General features: G+C 72.7%; 16 protein-coding genes. 5 read left to right on the top strand and 11 right to left on the bottom strand.

Annotated elements, in window-relative coordinates; genetic code table 11:
* The first annotated feature begins 49 nt into the window (after positions 1-49).
* Positions 50-1,243, top strand: coding sequence for a hypothetical protein (locus ACN28G_RS05155; RefSeq protein WP_373868422.1), 1,194 nt, complete (start codon positions 50-52; stop codon positions 1,241-1,243).
* A gap of 91 nt (positions 1,244-1,334) precedes the next feature.
* Here ACN28G_RS05155 and dxs read toward each other — a convergent pair whose 3' ends face one another.
* The 4 genes from dxs to ACN28G_RS05135 all read right to left on the bottom strand — a co-directional run bounded on the left by dxs (position 1,335) and on the right by ACN28G_RS05135 (position 8,213).
* The gene (dxs, locus tag ACN28G_RS05150) at positions 1,335-3,290 is read right to left on the bottom strand and encodes a 1-deoxy-D-xylulose-5-phosphate synthase (protein WP_091435660.1); all 1,956 of its coding nucleotides are present in this window, start codon (positions 3,288-3,290) and stop codon (positions 1,335-1,337) included.
* Between the two features lie 124 nt (positions 3,291-3,414).
* Positions 3,415-4,854, bottom strand: coding sequence for an ATP-binding protein (locus ACN28G_RS05145; protein ID WP_091446175.1), 1,440 nt, complete (start codon positions 4,852-4,854; stop codon positions 3,415-3,417).
* A gap of 64 nt (positions 4,855-4,918) precedes the next feature.
* The gene (locus ACN28G_RS05140; RefSeq protein ID WP_091446173.1) at positions 4,919-6,154 is read right to left on the bottom strand and encodes a class I SAM-dependent RNA methyltransferase; all 1,236 of its coding nucleotides are present in this window, start codon (positions 6,152-6,154) and stop codon (positions 4,919-4,921) included.
* Positions 6,147-8,213: an APC family permease gene (locus ACN28G_RS05135; protein ID WP_421478534.1), complete on the bottom strand. Its 2,067-nt coding sequence runs from the start codon at positions 8,211-8,213 to the stop codon at positions 6,147-6,149. Before ACN28G_RS05135 ends, ACN28G_RS05140 begins: the two co-directional genes overlap by 8 nt.
* Positions 8,214-8,365: 152 nt before the next feature.
* Here ACN28G_RS05135 and ACN28G_RS05130 point away from each other — a divergent pair, with 152 nt between their 5' ends.
* Positions 8,366-9,028: a potassium channel family protein gene (locus tag ACN28G_RS05130; RefSeq protein ID WP_091435658.1), complete on the top strand. Its 663-nt coding sequence runs from the start codon at positions 8,366-8,368 to the stop codon at positions 9,026-9,028.
* Between the two features lie 3 nt (positions 9,029-9,031).
* The gene (locus tag ACN28G_RS05125; RefSeq protein ID WP_091435657.1) at positions 9,032-9,721 is read left to right on the top strand and encodes a potassium channel family protein; all 690 of its coding nucleotides are present in this window, start codon (positions 9,032-9,034) and stop codon (positions 9,719-9,721) included.
* A gap of 10 nt (positions 9,722-9,731) precedes the next feature.
* Here ACN28G_RS05125 and ACN28G_RS05120 read toward each other — a convergent pair whose 3' ends face one another.
* The 4 genes from ACN28G_RS05120 to dut all read right to left on the bottom strand — a co-directional run bounded on the left by ACN28G_RS05120 (position 9,732) and on the right by dut (position 12,220).
* Positions 9,732-10,364: a DUF3159 domain-containing protein gene (locus ACN28G_RS05120; protein WP_229688623.1), complete on the bottom strand. Its 633-nt coding sequence runs from the start codon at positions 10,362-10,364 to the stop codon at positions 9,732-9,734.
* 110 nt (positions 10,365-10,474) lie between these two features.
* Positions 10,475-10,855, bottom strand: coding sequence for an OB-fold nucleic acid binding domain-containing protein (locus tag ACN28G_RS05115; RefSeq protein ID WP_091446169.1), 381 nt, complete (start codon positions 10,853-10,855; stop codon positions 10,475-10,477).
* 134 nt (positions 10,856-10,989) lie between these two features.
* Positions 10,990-11,682: a DUF3710 domain-containing protein gene (locus ACN28G_RS05110; RefSeq protein WP_091435656.1), complete on the bottom strand. Its 693-nt coding sequence runs from the start codon at positions 11,680-11,682 to the stop codon at positions 10,990-10,992.
* A gap of 25 nt (positions 11,683-11,707) precedes the next feature.
* Positions 11,708-12,220, bottom strand: coding sequence for a dUTP diphosphatase (gene dut / locus ACN28G_RS05105; RefSeq protein WP_091435655.1), 513 nt, complete (start codon positions 12,218-12,220; stop codon positions 11,708-11,710).
* Positions 12,221-12,310: 90 nt separating this feature from the next.
* Between dut and ACN28G_RS05100 the strand changes: the two genes are divergently transcribed.
* The gene (locus tag ACN28G_RS05100) at positions 12,311-12,808 is read left to right on the top strand and encodes a DUF3093 domain-containing protein (protein ID WP_091435654.1); all 498 of its coding nucleotides are present in this window, start codon (positions 12,311-12,313) and stop codon (positions 12,806-12,808) included.
* Positions 12,809-12,863: 55 nt separating this feature from the next.
* Here the strand turns inward: ACN28G_RS05100 and ACN28G_RS05095 are convergent, their stop codons facing one another.
* Positions 12,864-13,634 (bottom strand): hypothetical protein, encoded by a 771-nt coding sequence (locus ACN28G_RS05095; RefSeq protein ID WP_091446167.1) that lies wholly within the window; start codon positions 13,632-13,634, stop codon positions 12,864-12,866.
* A gap of 321 nt (positions 13,635-13,955) precedes the next feature.
* Entirely contained in the window at positions 13,956-14,252 is a 297-nt protein-coding gene (locus tag ACN28G_RS05090; RefSeq protein WP_007075406.1) for a DUF4193 domain-containing protein, read from the bottom strand.
* A gap of 436 nt (positions 14,253-14,688) precedes the next feature.
* On the opposite strand from ACN28G_RS05090, the gene ACN28G_RS05085 reads away from it, so the two are divergent.
* Complete coding sequence (locus tag ACN28G_RS05085) at positions 14,689-15,204, top strand: LytR C-terminal domain-containing protein (RefSeq protein WP_175440755.1); 516 nt, start codon at positions 14,689-14,691, stop codon at positions 15,202-15,204.
* Positions 15,205-15,360: 156 nt separating this feature from the next.
* On the opposite strand, the gene ACN28G_RS05080 is transcribed toward ACN28G_RS05085, so the two are convergent.
* Positions 15,361-16,182, bottom strand: coding sequence for an inositol monophosphatase family protein (locus ACN28G_RS05080; protein ID WP_421478531.1), 822 nt, complete (start codon positions 16,180-16,182; stop codon positions 15,361-15,363).
* Positions 16,183-16,344 lie beyond the last annotated feature (162 nt).

Below are 16,344 nucleotides of genomic sequence, written 5' to 3'. Positions count from 1 at the left end.
CCATGTGGCATTCCGCGAACGACCGGCGAGACGATCGGGGGCGTACCAGGTGGCTGCAGTTGGCCGTTCCGGCACGATGGCCACCGCGCTGTTGACCCTGCTGCTGGCCACCACGGCGTGCGGTCCCGACACCCAGCGTCACCGGGCGGACCTGCGGGTGGGCTACGACAGCATGGACGGCGACCTGGCGGTCTGGCCGCCCCGGGGCTCGCTGGCCGGTGACGCGGCGGCGACCGGCGCGGTCACCGAGGCGGTCCGGGCCTGGCGCTCCCCGATCGACGACCGGGCCCACCTGCCCACCTCCGGCATCCTCTACTCCGGTGAGGTCGACGGGACCCGGCTGGCCCTGGTCGCCGCCGACGTGCCCGGCGAGAGCGCGTCCTGGCTGCTGCAGCTGAGCGCCCAGGGGGACCGGTACGTCGTCGACCGGGCCACCGACTACACCGACCCCGGCTACCTGGTCTACGCCGACGTGCTGCCGGTGCACACCGCGGACGGACGCCGGTACCTCACCTCCGGCCGGGTGGAACGGCTACTGGGGCCGAAGGGCAAGGCGCTGGCGAAGAACGACGGCCTCACCGACCCGGCCGACGTGCCGGCCTGTGCCGCCACCCCGCTTACTGTCACGCTGCGGGCCACCGAGTCGCTGCCCCGGGGTCGGGCCGCCGACCGACTGCTCGACCTCGGCACGGCCACCACCGATCCGCGGTACCCGCTGGTCCGCGACGAGGGCGGGGCCGGCCGGAAGGCCCTGCAGGGGCTGGACACCTGCCTGCTCGCCGAGCGGGAGGGCCCGTTCGGCAGCATCCCGCGCCGGATCGGCGACCGGGACGCACCGCGTGCGGTGCCGCTGTCCTGGCCGATGGAGAAGGTGTCCACCTCGGCCCTGGGCGAGGTCGCCCTCGGCGGCGGTGACCGGGGCAAGCTGGAGAAGCTGAGCTGGGAGACCGACGCCGGCGCGATGACCGCGGTCATCTACCGGCCGGCCGGGAACGGCCCGGTGGTCTTCTCCCGCGCCGACCGCGCCAACCCCCTGCAGACGTACGTGCTGCCGGTGCCGGGCCAACCGCTGGTGGTGCTGAGCTGGCAGGCCGACCGCAACAGCACCCTGTCGGTGCCGCCGGGCACCCCCCGGCTGGTGGACCGGTCCGGACTGGTGGTGGTGCCCGAGCCCGAGGGCAAGGAGACCTTCAGCCTGGCCGAGCCGGAGAAGACCTACTACCGCTCGGTAGGCGGCCGGTAGCTGGCGACGAGGAGTCGGGCCGGCGGCCGGTAGCTCCCCGACAGAGATCGGGCCGGCCGCAGCACGGCCGGCCCGACTCCGCGAGGTCAGGTCAGGTCTGCGCCCCGGCGTCGGGGGCGGAGAGCCGCACCGGGTCGACCGGCCGGGAGTCCAGGCCGGAGATCCAGCCGGTGACGTCCCGGGCCACGTCCTGGGCGGTCAGCCCGAGGTCGGCCAGGATCTGCGCCCGGGTGCCGTGCGGATGCCAGTCGGCCGGCACGCCCAGGTCCCGCAGCGGCACCCGGACGTCGGCGTCGCGCATCGCCTGGGCCAGGGCGCTGCCGACCCCGTTGACGCGTACGCCGTCCTCGACGGTCACCACCAGCCGGTGGCCGGCGGCCAGCTCGACCAGCTCGGCCGGGACGGGACGGACCCAGCGCGGGTCGACCACGGTGACCCCGTAGCCCTGCTCGGCGACCCGGCCGGCCACCTCCATGCCCAGTTGGCCGAAGGCACCGACCGCCACCAGCAACACGTCGGTGCGGGCCGACTCGGCCAGCACGTCCACCGGACCGACCCGACGCACGGCCGGCAGGTCGGCGGCGACCGCCCCGGTCGGGAAACGCACGATGGTCGGGCCGTCGTCGACGGCGACCGCCTCGCGCAGCTCCTCACGGAGCGTGGCGGCGTCGCGGGGGGCGGCGATCCGCAGACCCGGCACCGCCCCGAAGACCGACATGTCCCAGATGCCGTAGTGGCTGGGGCCGTCGGGGCCGGTGATCCCGGCCCGGTCCAGCACGAAGGTCACCGGCAGCTTGTGCATCGCCACGTCCAGCAGGACCTGGTCGAAGGCCCGGTTGAGGAAGGTCGCGTAGACCGCCACCACCGGGTGCATCCCACCGAGCGCCAGCCCGGCGGCCGAGGTGGCCGCGTGCTGCTCGGCGATGCCGACGTCGTACACCCGGTCGGGGTGCTTGCGGGCCAGCTTGGCGATGCCGGTCGGCTCGGCCATCGCGGCGGTGATCCCCACCACGTCGGGCCGGGTGTCGGCGATCGCTACCAGCTCGTCGGCGAAGACGTGGGTCCACTTGACCGCCGAGGCGGCGAGCAGCTGGCCGGTCTCCACGTCGAACGCGCCGCCGGGGCCGTGCAGGCAGTCCGCCTCGTCCTCCTCGGCGGGGCGGTAGCCGTAACCCTTGCGGGTCACCGCGTGCACGATCACCGGGCCGCCGAAACTCTTGGCCGACCGCAGGGCGGACTCGACGGCCTCCAGGTCGTGCCCGTCGACCGGGCCGACGTACTTGATGCCCAGGTCCTCGAACATGGCCTGCGGGGCGACCGCGTCCTTGATGCCCTTCTTGACCGCGTGCAGCACCTCGTACATCGGCTTGCCGACCAGCGGGGTGGAGCCGAGGGCGTCCTTGACGGTGTCCAGCACCTTCTCGTAGCCGGGGTTGAGCCGCAGCGAGGAGAGGTGGTCGGCGAGGCCACCGATGGTCGGCGCGTACGACCGGCCGTTGTCGTTGACCACGATCACCAGGGGGTTGCCGGCGGTGGCGATGTTGTTCAGCGCCTCCCAGCACATCCCGCCGGTCAGCGCGCCGTCGCCGACGACCGCGACCACGCTGCGCTGCTCGCCCCGCAGCGCGTACGCCTTGGCCAGGCCGTCGGCGTAGGACAGGGCGGTGGAGGCGTGCGAGTTCTCGATCAGGTCGTGCTCGCTCTCGGCCTGGCTCGGATACCCGGAGAGGCCGCCGCGCTGGCGCAGCTGGTCGAAGCCGGCCTGCCGGCCAGTGATGATCTTGTGGACGTACGCCTGGTGGCCGGTGTCGAACAGCAGCCGGTCCCGGGGCGAGTCGAAGACCCGGTGCATGGCGATGGTCAGCTCCACCACGCCCAGGTTGGGGCCGACGTGCCCGCCGGTCCGGGAGACCTTGGCGATCAGGAAGTCCCGGATCTCCGCGCCGAGCAGGGCCAGTTGCTCGGTGGACATCCGCTTGACGTCCTGCGGACCGCGCACCGTGGCCAGCAGCCGGCCGTGGTTGGCCGTGTCCTCATCAACGCTCATGACCGCAGAGTCTATCGGCCGTCCGACACCGCGCAGCCCGGCACATTTCCCCACCGGTAAGGAAGGGCCCCTTCCTAACGTCTCCGGTAGAGCGGGGCACCCCGGTCACCACCTCGTTCACCCGCTACCGGCGCTGCCAGGCATCCACCAGGTCGTCCGGGCCCCAGTGGGCGGCCAGCGGCAGCCCCGGGGTCACTCCCGCTCGGGACACCGCCACCAGCGGTGTGTCCGGCGTCGCCCCCGTGACGGCGAGCACATCGCGGACCAGGGCGTCGTAGTCGTGGCGGTCGAAGGGCCGGTTCGCCAACCACTTGACCGAGCCCACGAAGTGCACCTTCGCGGCCACCGGGGCACGGTCCGCGCCGACCAGGTCGATCTCCGGATTGTTCTGTCGGTTCCACCACCCACCCACCACCTCGGCCTCCGACCACCCGGAATCAGGCAGGAGCCGCAACAGGGATTCGCGCACCAACGGCTCGACCGCCCGGCCACGCCAGGCCGTCCAGGAACGCTCGATCAGCTGCAGCGCCAGATCCGCCCGCCCCCGCTCCGCGAAGGGAACGCCACGGCGCAGGAACGCCAGCCAGAACCGCAGGTACGGATCGGTGATCCGGTACCGCTTGTTCTTGCTGTCCGGCTTGGTGGACAGCGGCACGTCCACCGCCAGAATGCGTTTCTCCTGCAGGGTGGTGAGCAGTGGGGAGAGCGTCCCGGACGGTAGTGCGTTGGCACCGCCGGCCTGGGCGGCGATGGCGCTGAATGTCCGCTCGCCACTACCGATCGATTCCAGCACCGCCCGCGAATGACCGGCTGCCGGAAACTCACCCGACAGGACAAGCTCCCCGGCGACCAGCAGGGGGGACAGCGGATTCGCCAGCGACGCCTGGAGGAATTCGGTCCGGCTCGTACCGGGCCGCCAGGACTGCACGATCTCCGGAAAACCACCGGTGATCAGGTAGGCGTCCACGGCCGTCGCGGCGTCCAGCGAGGTCACGGTGCGGACGTCGGCCAGATTGAGCGGATCGACGACCATCTTCGCTGCCCGGCCGAAGAAGGGCCGACCGTACGACTGCAGGGCCTGCATCACCGACAGGTCGCTCCCCACCAGTAGCAGCAGGACCGGCTTGGCGGACAGCTGACGGTCCCAGACCGTCTGGAGTGCCCCCTCGAACTCCGTGTCCTGCTCGACCAACCAGGGGACCTCATCGATGACCACGACACTGGGTCGGTCCTGCGGAACCGCGAGCGCGAGGGAACGCAGGGCCTGGTTCCAGTCCTGCACCTGCAGCCCGGCCACCAACTCGGCGCCGGGCAGTGGCGACTCCGCCAGGGTCGTGACGAAGTCGGCCCGTTCCGCTTGGGGATTTCGACCTCTGGTCGCCTGGAAGACAAGGTAGGGCGAGTTCGAGCGTTCGCAGAACTCCTGGGCCAGCCGAGACTTACCCACCCGTCGACGACCGGTCATGATCACTGCGCGGCCCCGGGTGGCGCCCGAGCCCTCGACCACGGCACGGTACTGCCCGGAGAGCAGGTCGAGATCTCGGGTTCGCCCCTGAAAGATCACCACTCACCTCGCCCGAACAAAGGTAGATTCAATCTTACGTAGACCCAAACTTACGTAGATTGAATCATACTTTGTGCAGCAGACCCACGCACTCGACGTGCTGGGTCATCGGGAAGAGGTCGAAGCCACGCAGCGCGGTCAGCCGCCACCCCGCCTCGGCGAAGGTCCGTACGTCGCGGGCGAAGGCGGCCGGGTCGCAGGCCACGTACGCCACCGCCCGCGGGCCGGCCGCGGCCACCGCCCGGACCACCGCGGCACCGGCACCGCTGCGGGGCGGATCGAGGACGACCAGGTCGACCGGGCCGGTGATCCGCCGCCGGGCCAGCGCGGTCTCCACCCGGGCCGCGACCACCTCCACCCCGGGCAGGTCGCGCAGGTTCTCCCGGGCCGCCGCGACGGCCGGCGGGCCGGACTCGACCAGGGTGACCCGGGTGTCCGGGCCGACCCGGCCGGCGAGCGCGGCGGCGAAGAGCCCCGCCCCGCCGTAGAGGTCCCAGGCCGACTCCCCCGGCCGGGGGTCCAGCAGCTCCAGCACGGCTCCGACGAGGGTGTCCGCCGCTGCCGGGTGGACCTGCCAGAAGGCGGCGACCGGCAGCGCCCACTCGCGGCCGGCGGCCAGCTCGTGGACGGTCAGCGGGCCGCTCACCGGCGTCGCCTCGTCCCCGGTGACGCTGGTCACGCTCACCTGCCCACCGGTGCTGGCCACCGTCTCCACCGCCTCCGCCGTCGGCCAGCGGGCCGCGCCGAGCACCGGCAGCTCCTGGATCGCCGGGTGGGCGATCAGGCAGCGGTCGATCGGCACCACCTCGTGCGAGCGGTGCCGGCGCAGCCCGGCCCGGTCGCCGGCGTCGACGGTGTACCGGACCCGGGAGCGCCAGCCCAGGGTCCCGCCGGGCAACGCCGCGACCCGGACGTCGAGCAGGTCGATCTCGGCCCCGGTCAGGCCACCCAACCGGGCGAGCTGTTCCCGGACCACCGCACTCTTCCAGGCCAGTTGCCCGGCCGGGGAGACATGTTGCAGGTCACAGCCACCGCAGCCGCCCGGCTTCGCGTACCGGCAGGGCGGTTCGACCCGGTCCGGCGAGGCGGCCAGCACCCGTACCGCGTCGGCCCGGACGAAGCCCCGGTGCACCTCGGTGACCTCGACCTCGACCCGCTCGCCGGGCAACGCGTGCCGGACGAAGACCACCTGGCCGTCGGAGCGGGCCACGCAGTGCCCGCCGGGGGCGACCGTGTCGATGGTCACCTCGACCCGTTCGCCCTCGGTCAGCCCGACCCGTGGTGTCGCGGTCTCAGTCACGGTCACCTCCGGAGCTCTCGCCGGGCTGGTCGGAGCCGATCGGGGCGACCGTCGGCGGCAGGGTGCTGCGGGGCACCACCCGGGGTCCACGCGGAGGCCCCTGGCTGAGCGCCTTGTCCAGCCGGTCCAGGTTCTTGTTCGCGGTGGACGCCAGCTGCCAGGGCACGCTGGTGACCATCACCCCGGGCTCGAAGAGCAGCCGCCCCTTGAGCCGTAGCGCGCTCTGGTTGTGCAACAGGTTCTCCCACCAGTGGCCGACGACGTACTCGGGGATGAAGACGGTGACCACGTCGCGCGGTGACTGGCGGCGGGTGCTGGCCACGAAGTTCAGGATCGGGCGGGTGATCTCCCGGTACGGCGAGTCGACCACGGTCAACGGTACCGGCAGCTCCCGCCGCTCCCACTCCTGCTGCAGCTCGCGGGTGTCGGCCTCGTCCACGTTCACGGTGACCGCGGTCAGCGTGTCGGGACGGGTGGCCCGGGCGTACGCGATGGCCCGCATGGTCGGCTGGTGCAGCTTGCTGACCAGCACGATGGCGTGGTTGCGGGCGGGCAGCACCGGGCGCCCGTCGTCCGGGGTCAGCTCCACCGCCACCCGGTCGTAGTGCCTCCGGATGGCCACCATCAACCCGTACATCAGGGCCATCGCCACGATCGCGATCCAGGCCCCGAGCAGGAACTTGGTGATCAGCACGATGACCAGCACCGCGCCGGTCATGCCCATGCCGAAGCCGTTGATCGCCCGGGAGCGGACCATCCGGCGGCGGGCCACCGGGTCCCGCTCGGTGCGCAGGTGCCGGTTCCAGTGCCGGATCATGCCGGCCTGGGAGAGCGTGAACGAGACGAACACCCCGACGATGTAGAGCTGGATGAGCTTGGTCACCTCGGCCTGGAAACCGACGATCAGCACGATCGCGGCGACGGCCAGGAAGACGATGCCGTTGGAGAAGGCCAGCCGGTCGCCCCGGGTGTGCAGCTGTCGGGGCAGGTAGCGGTCCTGGGCCAGGATCGAGCCGAGCACCGGGAAGCCGTTGAACGCCGTGTTGGCGGCCAGGAAGAGGATCAGCGCGGTAACCCCGGCCACCACGTACAGCAGCACCGAACCGGAGCCGAAGACGGTCTCACCGAGCTGGGTGGTGACGGTCTTCTGCACGTACCCGTCGGGGCCGCTGACGATCTGCAACGCCGGGTCCTCGACGAACTGCAGGCCGGTCAGCCGGGCCAGCCAGATGATGCCGACCAGCATGGTCACCGCCACCGTGCCGAGCAGCAGCAGGGTGGTCGCGGCGTTGCGGCTCTTCGGTGCCTTGAACGCCGGTACGCCGTTGGAGATCGCCTCCACCCCGGTCAGTGCGGCGCAGCCCGAGGAGAAAGTCCGCAGCAGCAGGAAGACCAGGGCGAACCCGGTGACGCTGTGCTCGGCCTGGATCACCAGGTCGGCGCTGGGCGCCCGCAGGTCGTGACCGAGGACGAAGACCCGGACCAGACCGGTGACGATCATCCCGACGATCACGATCATGAAGCCGTAGGTGGGGATCGCGAAGAGGTTGCCCGACTCCCGCAGCCCGCGCAGGTTCAGCGCGGTGAGCAGGACCACGGCGGAGACCGCGATGAGCACCTTGTGCTCGGCCACGAACGGGACCACCGAGCCGAGGTTGGCCACCCCGGAGGAGACCGACACCGCGACGGTGAGCACGTAGTCGACAAGCAGCGCGCTGGCCACCCCGATGCCGAACCGGGGGCCGAGGTTGACCGTGGCCACCTCGTAGTCGCCACCGCCGGACGGATAGGCGTGCACGTTCTGCCGGTAGCTGGCCACCACGGTCAGCATCACCACGACGACGGCCAGGGCCACCCACGGCGAGAACAGGTACGCCGAGGCGCCGGCGATGGAGAGCGTCAGCAGGATCTCGTCCGGTGCGTACGCGACGCTGGAGAGCGCGTCGGAGGCGAACACCGGCAGCGCGACCCGCTTGGGTAGCAGGGTGTGTTGGAGGCGGTCGGACCGGAACGGCCGACCGAGCAGGAGCCGCTTCAGCAGCGAGGTGGAACGGGCCACAAGGGCACAGCGTACGACGGCCGATTCGGCGGCGACGGGGGGTGGTCGATCCCCATCACAACGGGGAGTACCGTCGGGTCCGCGCCGGCGGGCAGGACGTGGCAGGCTCGCAGACGACAGCCCTGTCGGGTGGTGCCCTGTGGAGGACCAGCGTGCATGTCGTGATCATGGGTTGCGGTCGGGTCGGCTCGATCCTCGCCGACAACCTGGAGTCCCGGGGGCACTCGGTGGCCGTCATCGACCACGACGCCAACGCGTTCCGCCGGCTCGGCCCGGAGTTCGCCGGGATCACCGTCACCGGCGTCGGTTTCGACGGTGACGTGCTGCGCCAGGCCGGCATCGAGCGGGCGGACGCCTTCGCCGCCGTCTCCAGCGGGGACAACTCCAACATCATCTCGGCCCGGCTGGCCCGCGAGACGTTCGGCGTGTCCCGGGTGGCGGCCCGCATCTACGACCAGCGCCGGGCCCAGGTCTTCGAACGGCTCGGCATCCCCACCGTGGCCACCGTCCGGTGGACCGCCGACCGGATGCTGCGGCACCTGGTTCCGGAGGGCAACGTGGAGATCTTCCGCGACCCGACGAGCACGGTGTCGATCGTGGAGGTGCCGACGCACCGGGACTGGATCGGCCGGCCGGTCCGGGACCTGGAGGCCGCCTGCGGGACCCGGGTGGCGTACCTGATCCGGTTCGGCATCGGCATGCTGCCCACCGCCTCCACCGTCGTGCAGGAGGGCGACCAGACCTTCATGCTGGTCACCGACGACATCGTCGCCACGGTCACCGCGGTGGCGGCGGCGCCCGAAGGAGGGCACTGAGTCATGCGGATCGCCATCGCCGGCGCCGGCAACGTCGGCCGGTCCATCGCCCAGGAGCTGATCGACAACGGCCACCAGGTGCTGCTTATCGAACGGCAGCCCCGGATGCTCCGGCCGGACCGGGTGCCCAGCGCCGAGTGGGTCCTCGCCGACGCCTGCGAGCTGGCCAGCCTGGAGGAGGCCAACCTGGCCGACTGCGGGGTGGTGGTCGCGGCCACCGGTGACGACAAGGTCAACCTGGTGGTGTCCCTGCTGGCCAAGACCGAGTTCGCGGTGCCCCGGGTGGTGGCCCGGGTCAACCGGGCCGAGAACGAGTGGCTCTTCACCGAGCAGTGGGGTGTCGACGTCGCGGTGAGCAAGCCGCGGGTGATGGCCGCCCTGGTGGAGGAGGCGGTGACCGTGGGCGACCTGGTACGGCTGATGACGTTCCGCCAGGGCGAGGCGAACCTGGTCGAGATCACCCTGCCACCGACCGCCCCGTACGTGGGTCAGCCGCTGCACGCGGTGCCGTTGCCCCGTGACGCCGCGCTGGTGGCCATCCTGCGGGGCAGGCGGGTGCTGGTGCCGAGCCCGGACGACCCGATCGAGGCCGGCGACGAGCTGATCTTCGTCTGCACCGCCGAGACCGAGGACGCGGTACGTGCCGTGGTCCTCGGACCGGACAGCGTCGAGCGGACCCGCAACAGCGGGTGAGCCCCGCTGCTCAGGTGCTGGGCACCGCTTCGGGCTCCTGGGTCACCCGGCGCACCGTCCAGACCGTGAAGAGCAGCAACAGCACGTACGGCGGGTAGCCCAGCACCAGCCGGGCCACGCCCAGGGCGGTGTCCTGGTGGGCGAGGTACAGGCCGGCCTGCACCCCCACCTTGGCCAGCCAGACCACCCCCCAGAGCACGGTCAGCCCGGTGAAGGTGCGCACCAGCTTCGGGTCCTGCCGCCACTCCGACCGGCCGCCGGCCACCAGCACCGACCAGATCCAGCCGACCAGCGGCTGCCGGATAGCCGCCGAGATCAGCAGGGCGATGCCGTAGCCGATGCCGTAGAGGATCCCCGGGAGGTAGAAGTCCCGCTCGTCACCGGTGCGCCAGGCGATAGCCGCGCCGATCGCGATGCCGAAGAGACCGTTGAGGGCGTGCCGGACCGGCCGGCGCTGGGCCAGCCGCAGGCCGGCGATGAGCAGCGCCACCGACACCGAGGCGATCACCGCGGGACGCAGCTCGCCGACGATGTTGGCCAGCACGAACACGACCACCGGAACGCTGGACTCGGCCAGCCCGCGCCAACCGCCCAGCTGGTCGGCCATCTGCTCGGCGAGGCTGGGCAGCGGCTCGTCGGCCAACGGGTCGTCGGCCTCCTGCGGCCGGTTCGCCGGTGGCGGGTCGGCCCAGCCCTGCGCCGTGCGCTGTGGCCCGGCCGTGGGTACGTCGTCCAGCTCGCCGCGTCCCGCTGTCACCTGCTCGGCTCCAGTTCGTAGTACGGGTTGTAGATGACCTTGCGGTCGTCCCGCAGGGCCACCCGGCCCCGGGCCGTCAGGTGCCGTCCGGGTTCGATGCCGGCGATGTGGCGTCGCCCCAGCCAGACCAGGGTCACCACGTCGCTGCCGTCGTAGAGGTCGGCCTCCAGGGTGGGCAGGTTGGTCCGCGGCGTGTAGACCACGGTACGCAGCCGGCCGGCGACCGAGACGAGCTGGCCCCCCCGGCACTGGCCGGCCGGCATCCCACCCGACTCGGCGCTCACCCGGAGCAGCTCCTGCGCCTCGATCTCGGCCTCGCTCGCGGTGAGCCGGCGCAGCATGCGGCGCAGCGACACCCGGCTGTCGTCGGTCGTCATGACCTCCGCGTCACCCTTCCCAGTGGCCGGCCCACGCCGGTGGTCCCGCACCCGGGCGAACCCCGGGGGCGACCCCGCCAGCGTACGCCGGACCGCCCACCCGCCGACCACCTCGTGGCCGGCGGCGACCGGGCCTAGCGGGGCTCGGGAGCGGACCGCCCACCGGCGGGCGACGCGGCGTCGCCGTCGGTGTCGGCCTGCCCGGCCTGCTCGGCGACCTCCCGGGGCAGCCGCAGCGGCAGCGGCTCCCGGACCGGCTTGGCCTCCATGCCCCGGTCGACGACGAGCCCGTCGAGGCACTCGGCCAGCGGGCCGGCGGCGGCCGGGTCGGTGGCCGCGGCGCCCTGGTAGACCCCCCGGACCATCCAACGCGGGCCGTCGACGCCGACGAACCGCAGGGCGGTCACCCCGTCCTGGGTACGCACCCGGGCGTGCAGCTCGGTGCCGTACTCCCCCTGGACCTCCTCGGCGGCGGCGCCGTCGTTGAACAACGACCGGCGGATCTCCTCACGCACCTCGTCCCAGATGCCGTCGGAGCGGGGTGCGGCGAAGGCGCCCAGCTGCAACGCGTTCTCGCCGTGCACCAGCACGACCTGCTGGACCACGCCCTGCGGGTCGGCCTGCACCCGGACCTCGACCTCGGGCACCGCCGGGATGTGCAGGCTGCCCAGGTCGAGCCGCTGCACCCCGGCCGGGGCCTCGGCGATGTCGTAGGGGCCACGGGCCAGCTCCGGTGCGGTCGCCTCGCCGGTGTCGGCGGAGTCGAGGACCTCGGTGGCCCGCTCGTCACGGGAGTGCCGTCCGGCCCGCTTTCGGGAGAAGATCACTGCGCCCACCCTCCACTGTTCGCGCTCACCCTGCCACCTCTTCCGTCCGTACGCCCGCCCGCTGTCCCGCCGTCGGGGACGCGCCGAGCCCGGCGTGCCCGCCGGTCGATCCGTGCCCACCGACGCCACGCCGGGAGGCGGGCAGCTCCGCCACCGGGCGGAACTCGGCCCGCGCCACCCGTTGCACCACGAGCTGCGCGATCCGGTCCCCCCGGGAGATCCTCGCCGGGGTGACCCGGTCATGGTTGATCAGGTTCACCAGGATCTCACCCCGGTAGCCGGCGTCGACCGTACCGGGCGCGTTGAGCACCGTCACGCCGAGCCTGGCCGCCAGACCGGACCGGGGATGGACCAGGCCCACGTACCCCGGCGGCAACGCGATCGCCACCCCGGTCGGGACCAACGCCCGGCCGCCGGGGGGCAGTTCCACGTCGGTGGCCGCCACCAGGTCCGCCCCGGCGTCACCGGGATGGGCGTACGCCGGCAGCGGCAGCTCCGGATCGAGCTGGCGCACCGCCACGCCTACGACGTCGGTCACGATTCTCCCTTTCCGTCCGGTTCACCGGGTTCCCCTGCCATCCTGCCCGGTACGGCGGCCGGCGTTCGCCGTACCCTCGCAGGTGTGAGCGTGTCGCCATCCTCGCCGTCCGAGTTCCGGTCCCCCACGGCACCCCCCGGGTACACGGAACGACTCACCCTGCCCTGGTGGCTGTGGTTGGCCGGGCTGGCCGCCGCCGGGCTGCTCGCCGCCGAGGTCTGGATGGGCGCGCCCGGGGTGCGGGCCTGGCTGCCGTTCGTGCTGCTGCTGCCGGTGACGGCGGCCGGGCTGTGGTGGTGCGGCCGGATCCGGATCGAGGTACGCGACGGGCACCTGCGGGTGGATGACGCCCGGCTGCCGGTGGGGTTCGTCGCCGACGCGATCCCGCTGGACGTGGCCGGCCGCCGGGAGGTGCTGGGCGTCGGCGGCGACCCGCTCGCCTTCGTGGTGCAGCGTCCCTGGGTCGGCGGGGCCGTCCAGGTGGTGCTCGACGATCCGGCCGACCCGACGCCGTTCTGGGTGGTCAGCTCCCGCCGGCCGGTCGAGCTGGCCGAGGCGCTGCTGGCCGCCCGCGACGCCCGGTCCTGAGCGACCCCGGGCCGGGCCGTCCCGACAGGCTGGGTAGCCCCGGCAGGGTGGGCCCTCACGTCCAGCTGGGCGGTGGAGCGGGCAGTTCCCGGCGCTGTCGGCGCAGATCCGTGCGGAGGTTGTCGCCGAGGCTGCGGGTGGCCCGGCGGTTCAGGTAGCTCGCCACGGCCGCCCCGGTCAGGAACGGACCCAAGGTGGTCAGGTTCCGGCCGAACCGCTTCAGCAGGGTGTCCCGCAGCTCCTTGCGGGCGGCGGTGCCGAGCACCGCGCCGACCCCGACCCCGGGCAACATCGGGTTGATCCCCCGCTGGTTGGCCCAGGCCTGGACCAACGCCACCGTCCGCTGGGTGCCACCGGGCGGCACCGGCACGCCGTAGACCTCGTGCAGCTCGCCGATCAGCTTCAGCTCGATCGCCACCACCGCGACGGTCTCGGCGGCCAGCAGCACCGGCGCGGAGAGCAGCGTGGGGGTGACCGCCCACTCCACGGCGGCGACTCCCCCACCGGCGGCACCGACGCCGGCGGTGGCCCGGGAGGCGTTGCGGACCAGCCGGTCGGCGAGCAGGTCACCGTCGAGGCCGTCGAAGTGCTGACGCAGGGTGGCCAGGTCACGGATCGGCACGTGCGGGGCGACCTCGGACACCGCGTCGGTCATCCAGCGCAGGGCGGCCTTCGGCTTGAACAGGTCGGCCAGTCCCCGGGCCCGCGCCTGCCCGACCATCCGGGCCAACAGCTGCCGGCGGCGGGCCGGCTCCAGGTCGTCGGCGGTCAGCGCGGCGACGGTCGCGCCCAGGTCGTCGCCGGTGCCGTCGCCCGGCACGCTCAGCTGCGCGTCACCGCCGGGCCGGGCCGGCTCGGCAGCAGCACCGTCCGTCGACGACGACTCGGCAGCACGGGACGGCTCGGCACCACGGGGCGGCTCCGCACCGCTCGACGGCTCGGCACCGCTCGACGGCGACGGCTCGGCACCGCCGATTCGATCACTCACGTCCGAACCTCCCGAGTGGATCCGCCTGCGGTGGCAGCTGCCAGACAGAGTCAAGCAGCTACCGGCGCACGGCGCACGGCGGGCATGGCTGCGGTAGCGGCGGCCCCGTCAGGGAGGCCGCCGCCGGTTCGCGGGCACACGGTCGTGCCCGCCGGATGGTCAGACGCACTCGCGGCAGATCAGCTCGCCGTTTCGCTCCACCGCCAACTGGCTGCGGTGGTGGACGAGGAAGCAGCGGGCACAGCGGAACTCGTCCTGCTGCATTGGCAGCACCTTGACGGTGAGCTCCTCATCGGCCAGATCGGCACCGGGCAGCTCGAAGCTCTCGGCCACCTCGGCCTCGTCGACGTCCACGGCGCCCGACTGTGAGTCGACCCGCCGGGCCTTGAGCTCTTCCAGGCTGTCCTCGCCGAGGTCGACCTCGTCGCGACGCGGGGCGTCGTAGTCGGTGGCCATCGGTTTCACTCTCCCATATCGATGTTGTCGCTTCCGGTGGTAACGCCGGACGACGCTGTTTCGGTTCCCGCTGGCCGGTCACTGTCACGTGTCGGTCACCCGACTCGACCGATGGTCGGCCAGGTCGGCAGGGAAACCTCCCCCAGCGAGCGCGGTACCTTACCCCCCTCGTGGGCGAGGCATGTATACCGCCCTCGTGGCAGAGATGTACGCCCCAGCCCGCGAAGTTGTTCCCAATGTGACTCAGGCGACACGAAGATAGGGGTAGTACTACCCGGTTCCCGGTTGGCGCGCCGGCATGTCCGGCTGTTTCCACGCGACGGTCGGACAACCGCTAACCTCAGCGGCGTACTCGACGGCCGGCCGGGCGCTCCGAACGCCGGCGGTCGCCGCCACCCAACCATGTCCGGGGAGCTCCCAGATGAGTTTTGCGCGAGTGCGAGCACTCGTTGTCGTCGGAGTGCTGGCGGTCTTCGCCCTGGTCTTCGTGGTCGCCGCCATCGTCAAGGACAGCCAGGGTGACGCCGGTGTCGCCGGCGGCTGCCCGGAGGGTTGGCCGATGGCCGACGTGGCCCTGCGTGAACCCAAGGACGTCAAGATCAACGTGCTCAACGCCACCGACGAGGTCGGTCAGGCCGGCAGCACCGCCGACGACTTCCGCAACCGGAAGTTCCAGGTCCAGAAGGTCGGCGACGAGAAGAAGGGCGTCGACGGCGTCGCGGTGCTGCGGTTCGGCCCCAAGGGAGTCGGCTCCGCCCACCTGCTGCGGGCGTACTTCCTGAACAACGCGGACCAGGCCTACGACCCCAAGCGCAAGGACGACACCGTCGACGTGGTCCTCGGCAACGGGTTCGCCCAGCTGGCCACCACCACCGAGGTCAACCAGTCCCTCGGTGACCTGGGCTCGCCGGTCGCACCCGTCGGCTCCTGCCCGATGCCCGTCGACAAGTGACGGCCCGGCGCGGGCCGGGTCACCCGGCCCGCGCCGGCTGCCCACCGTCGACCAGGGCACCAGCGGCCCCGCACGCCCGAGCCGACCTCGGGCGCGCCGTAAGACACGAGCGACCGGCCGGCCGCCCCCCGCACGCCCGCGCCGACCGGCCGGCGGTCACGGGCCGCCCGCGGCGTCCAGCTCGGCCAGGCGGTCGTGCAGCGCCCCGAAGAGCGCCGGTGGGGCGGCGACGACCAGGTCGGGCCCGGGTGGCGCACCGTTGAGCCCGGTGACCCGCACACCGGCCTCGGCCGCGACCAGCCCGCCGGCGGCCAGGTCCCAGGCGGCCAGCCCCTTCTCGAAGTAGGCGTCCAGCCGGCCCTCGGCGACCAGGCACAGATCCAGTGCCGCCGCCCCCATCCGGCGGATGTCCCGCACCTGCCCGATCAACTCGGCGACCACCCGGGCCTGGTGTGACCGCCGTGCCGGGTCGTACCCGAAGCCGGTGGCCACCAGCGCCTGCCCCAGGTCCGTCTCGGTCGAGCAGCGCAGCCGCCGCCCGGCCCGGTGGGCGCCGCCGCCGGCCGTGGCCGTCCACTCCTCGCCGGTCACCACGTTGCGCACCACACCCGCGACCACCTGGCCGTCGACCTCGGCGGCCAGCGAGACCGCGCAGTACGGCAGCCCGTACAGGTAGTTGACGGTGCCGTCGATCGGATCGATGATCCACCGCACGCCGGAGGCGCCGGCCGGGCCGCTCTCCCGCTGGCCGTACTCCTCGCCGAGCACGGCGTCGGCCGGACGCGCCCGGCGCAACGCCTCGACGACCTGCCGCTCCACCGCCCGGTCGGCGGCGGTGACCACGTCGGTCACGGTGCTCTTGGTGGCGACCGTCGACACGCCCTCGGCACGCATCCGGTGCGCGGTCGTGGCGGCCGTACGGGCCACCTCGACCGCCAGGGCCAGCAGATCCTGCGGCGCGGGCGTCGAACAATGCATGGTTCGTCCCCTTCCCGCACGACTGGGACGTTCCGGCTGTCGCGCGTGGGTATCATCCTTACAAAGTCCACATCTGCGCCTATTCGGCGGTCTCCACCGTCGATCACGCCGTGCGGCGCAGGATGATCGCCGCAGACGGCGTTACAATTCACCCTGCCCACG

Source organism: Micromonospora sp. WMMA1923, assembly GCF_049179195.1.
In the GTDB taxonomy this organism is placed as follows: Bacteria; Actinomycetota; Actinomycetes; order Mycobacteriales; family Micromonosporaceae; genus Micromonospora; species Micromonospora yangpuensis.
This window is presented reverse-complemented; position numbering and strand designations above follow the sequence as displayed.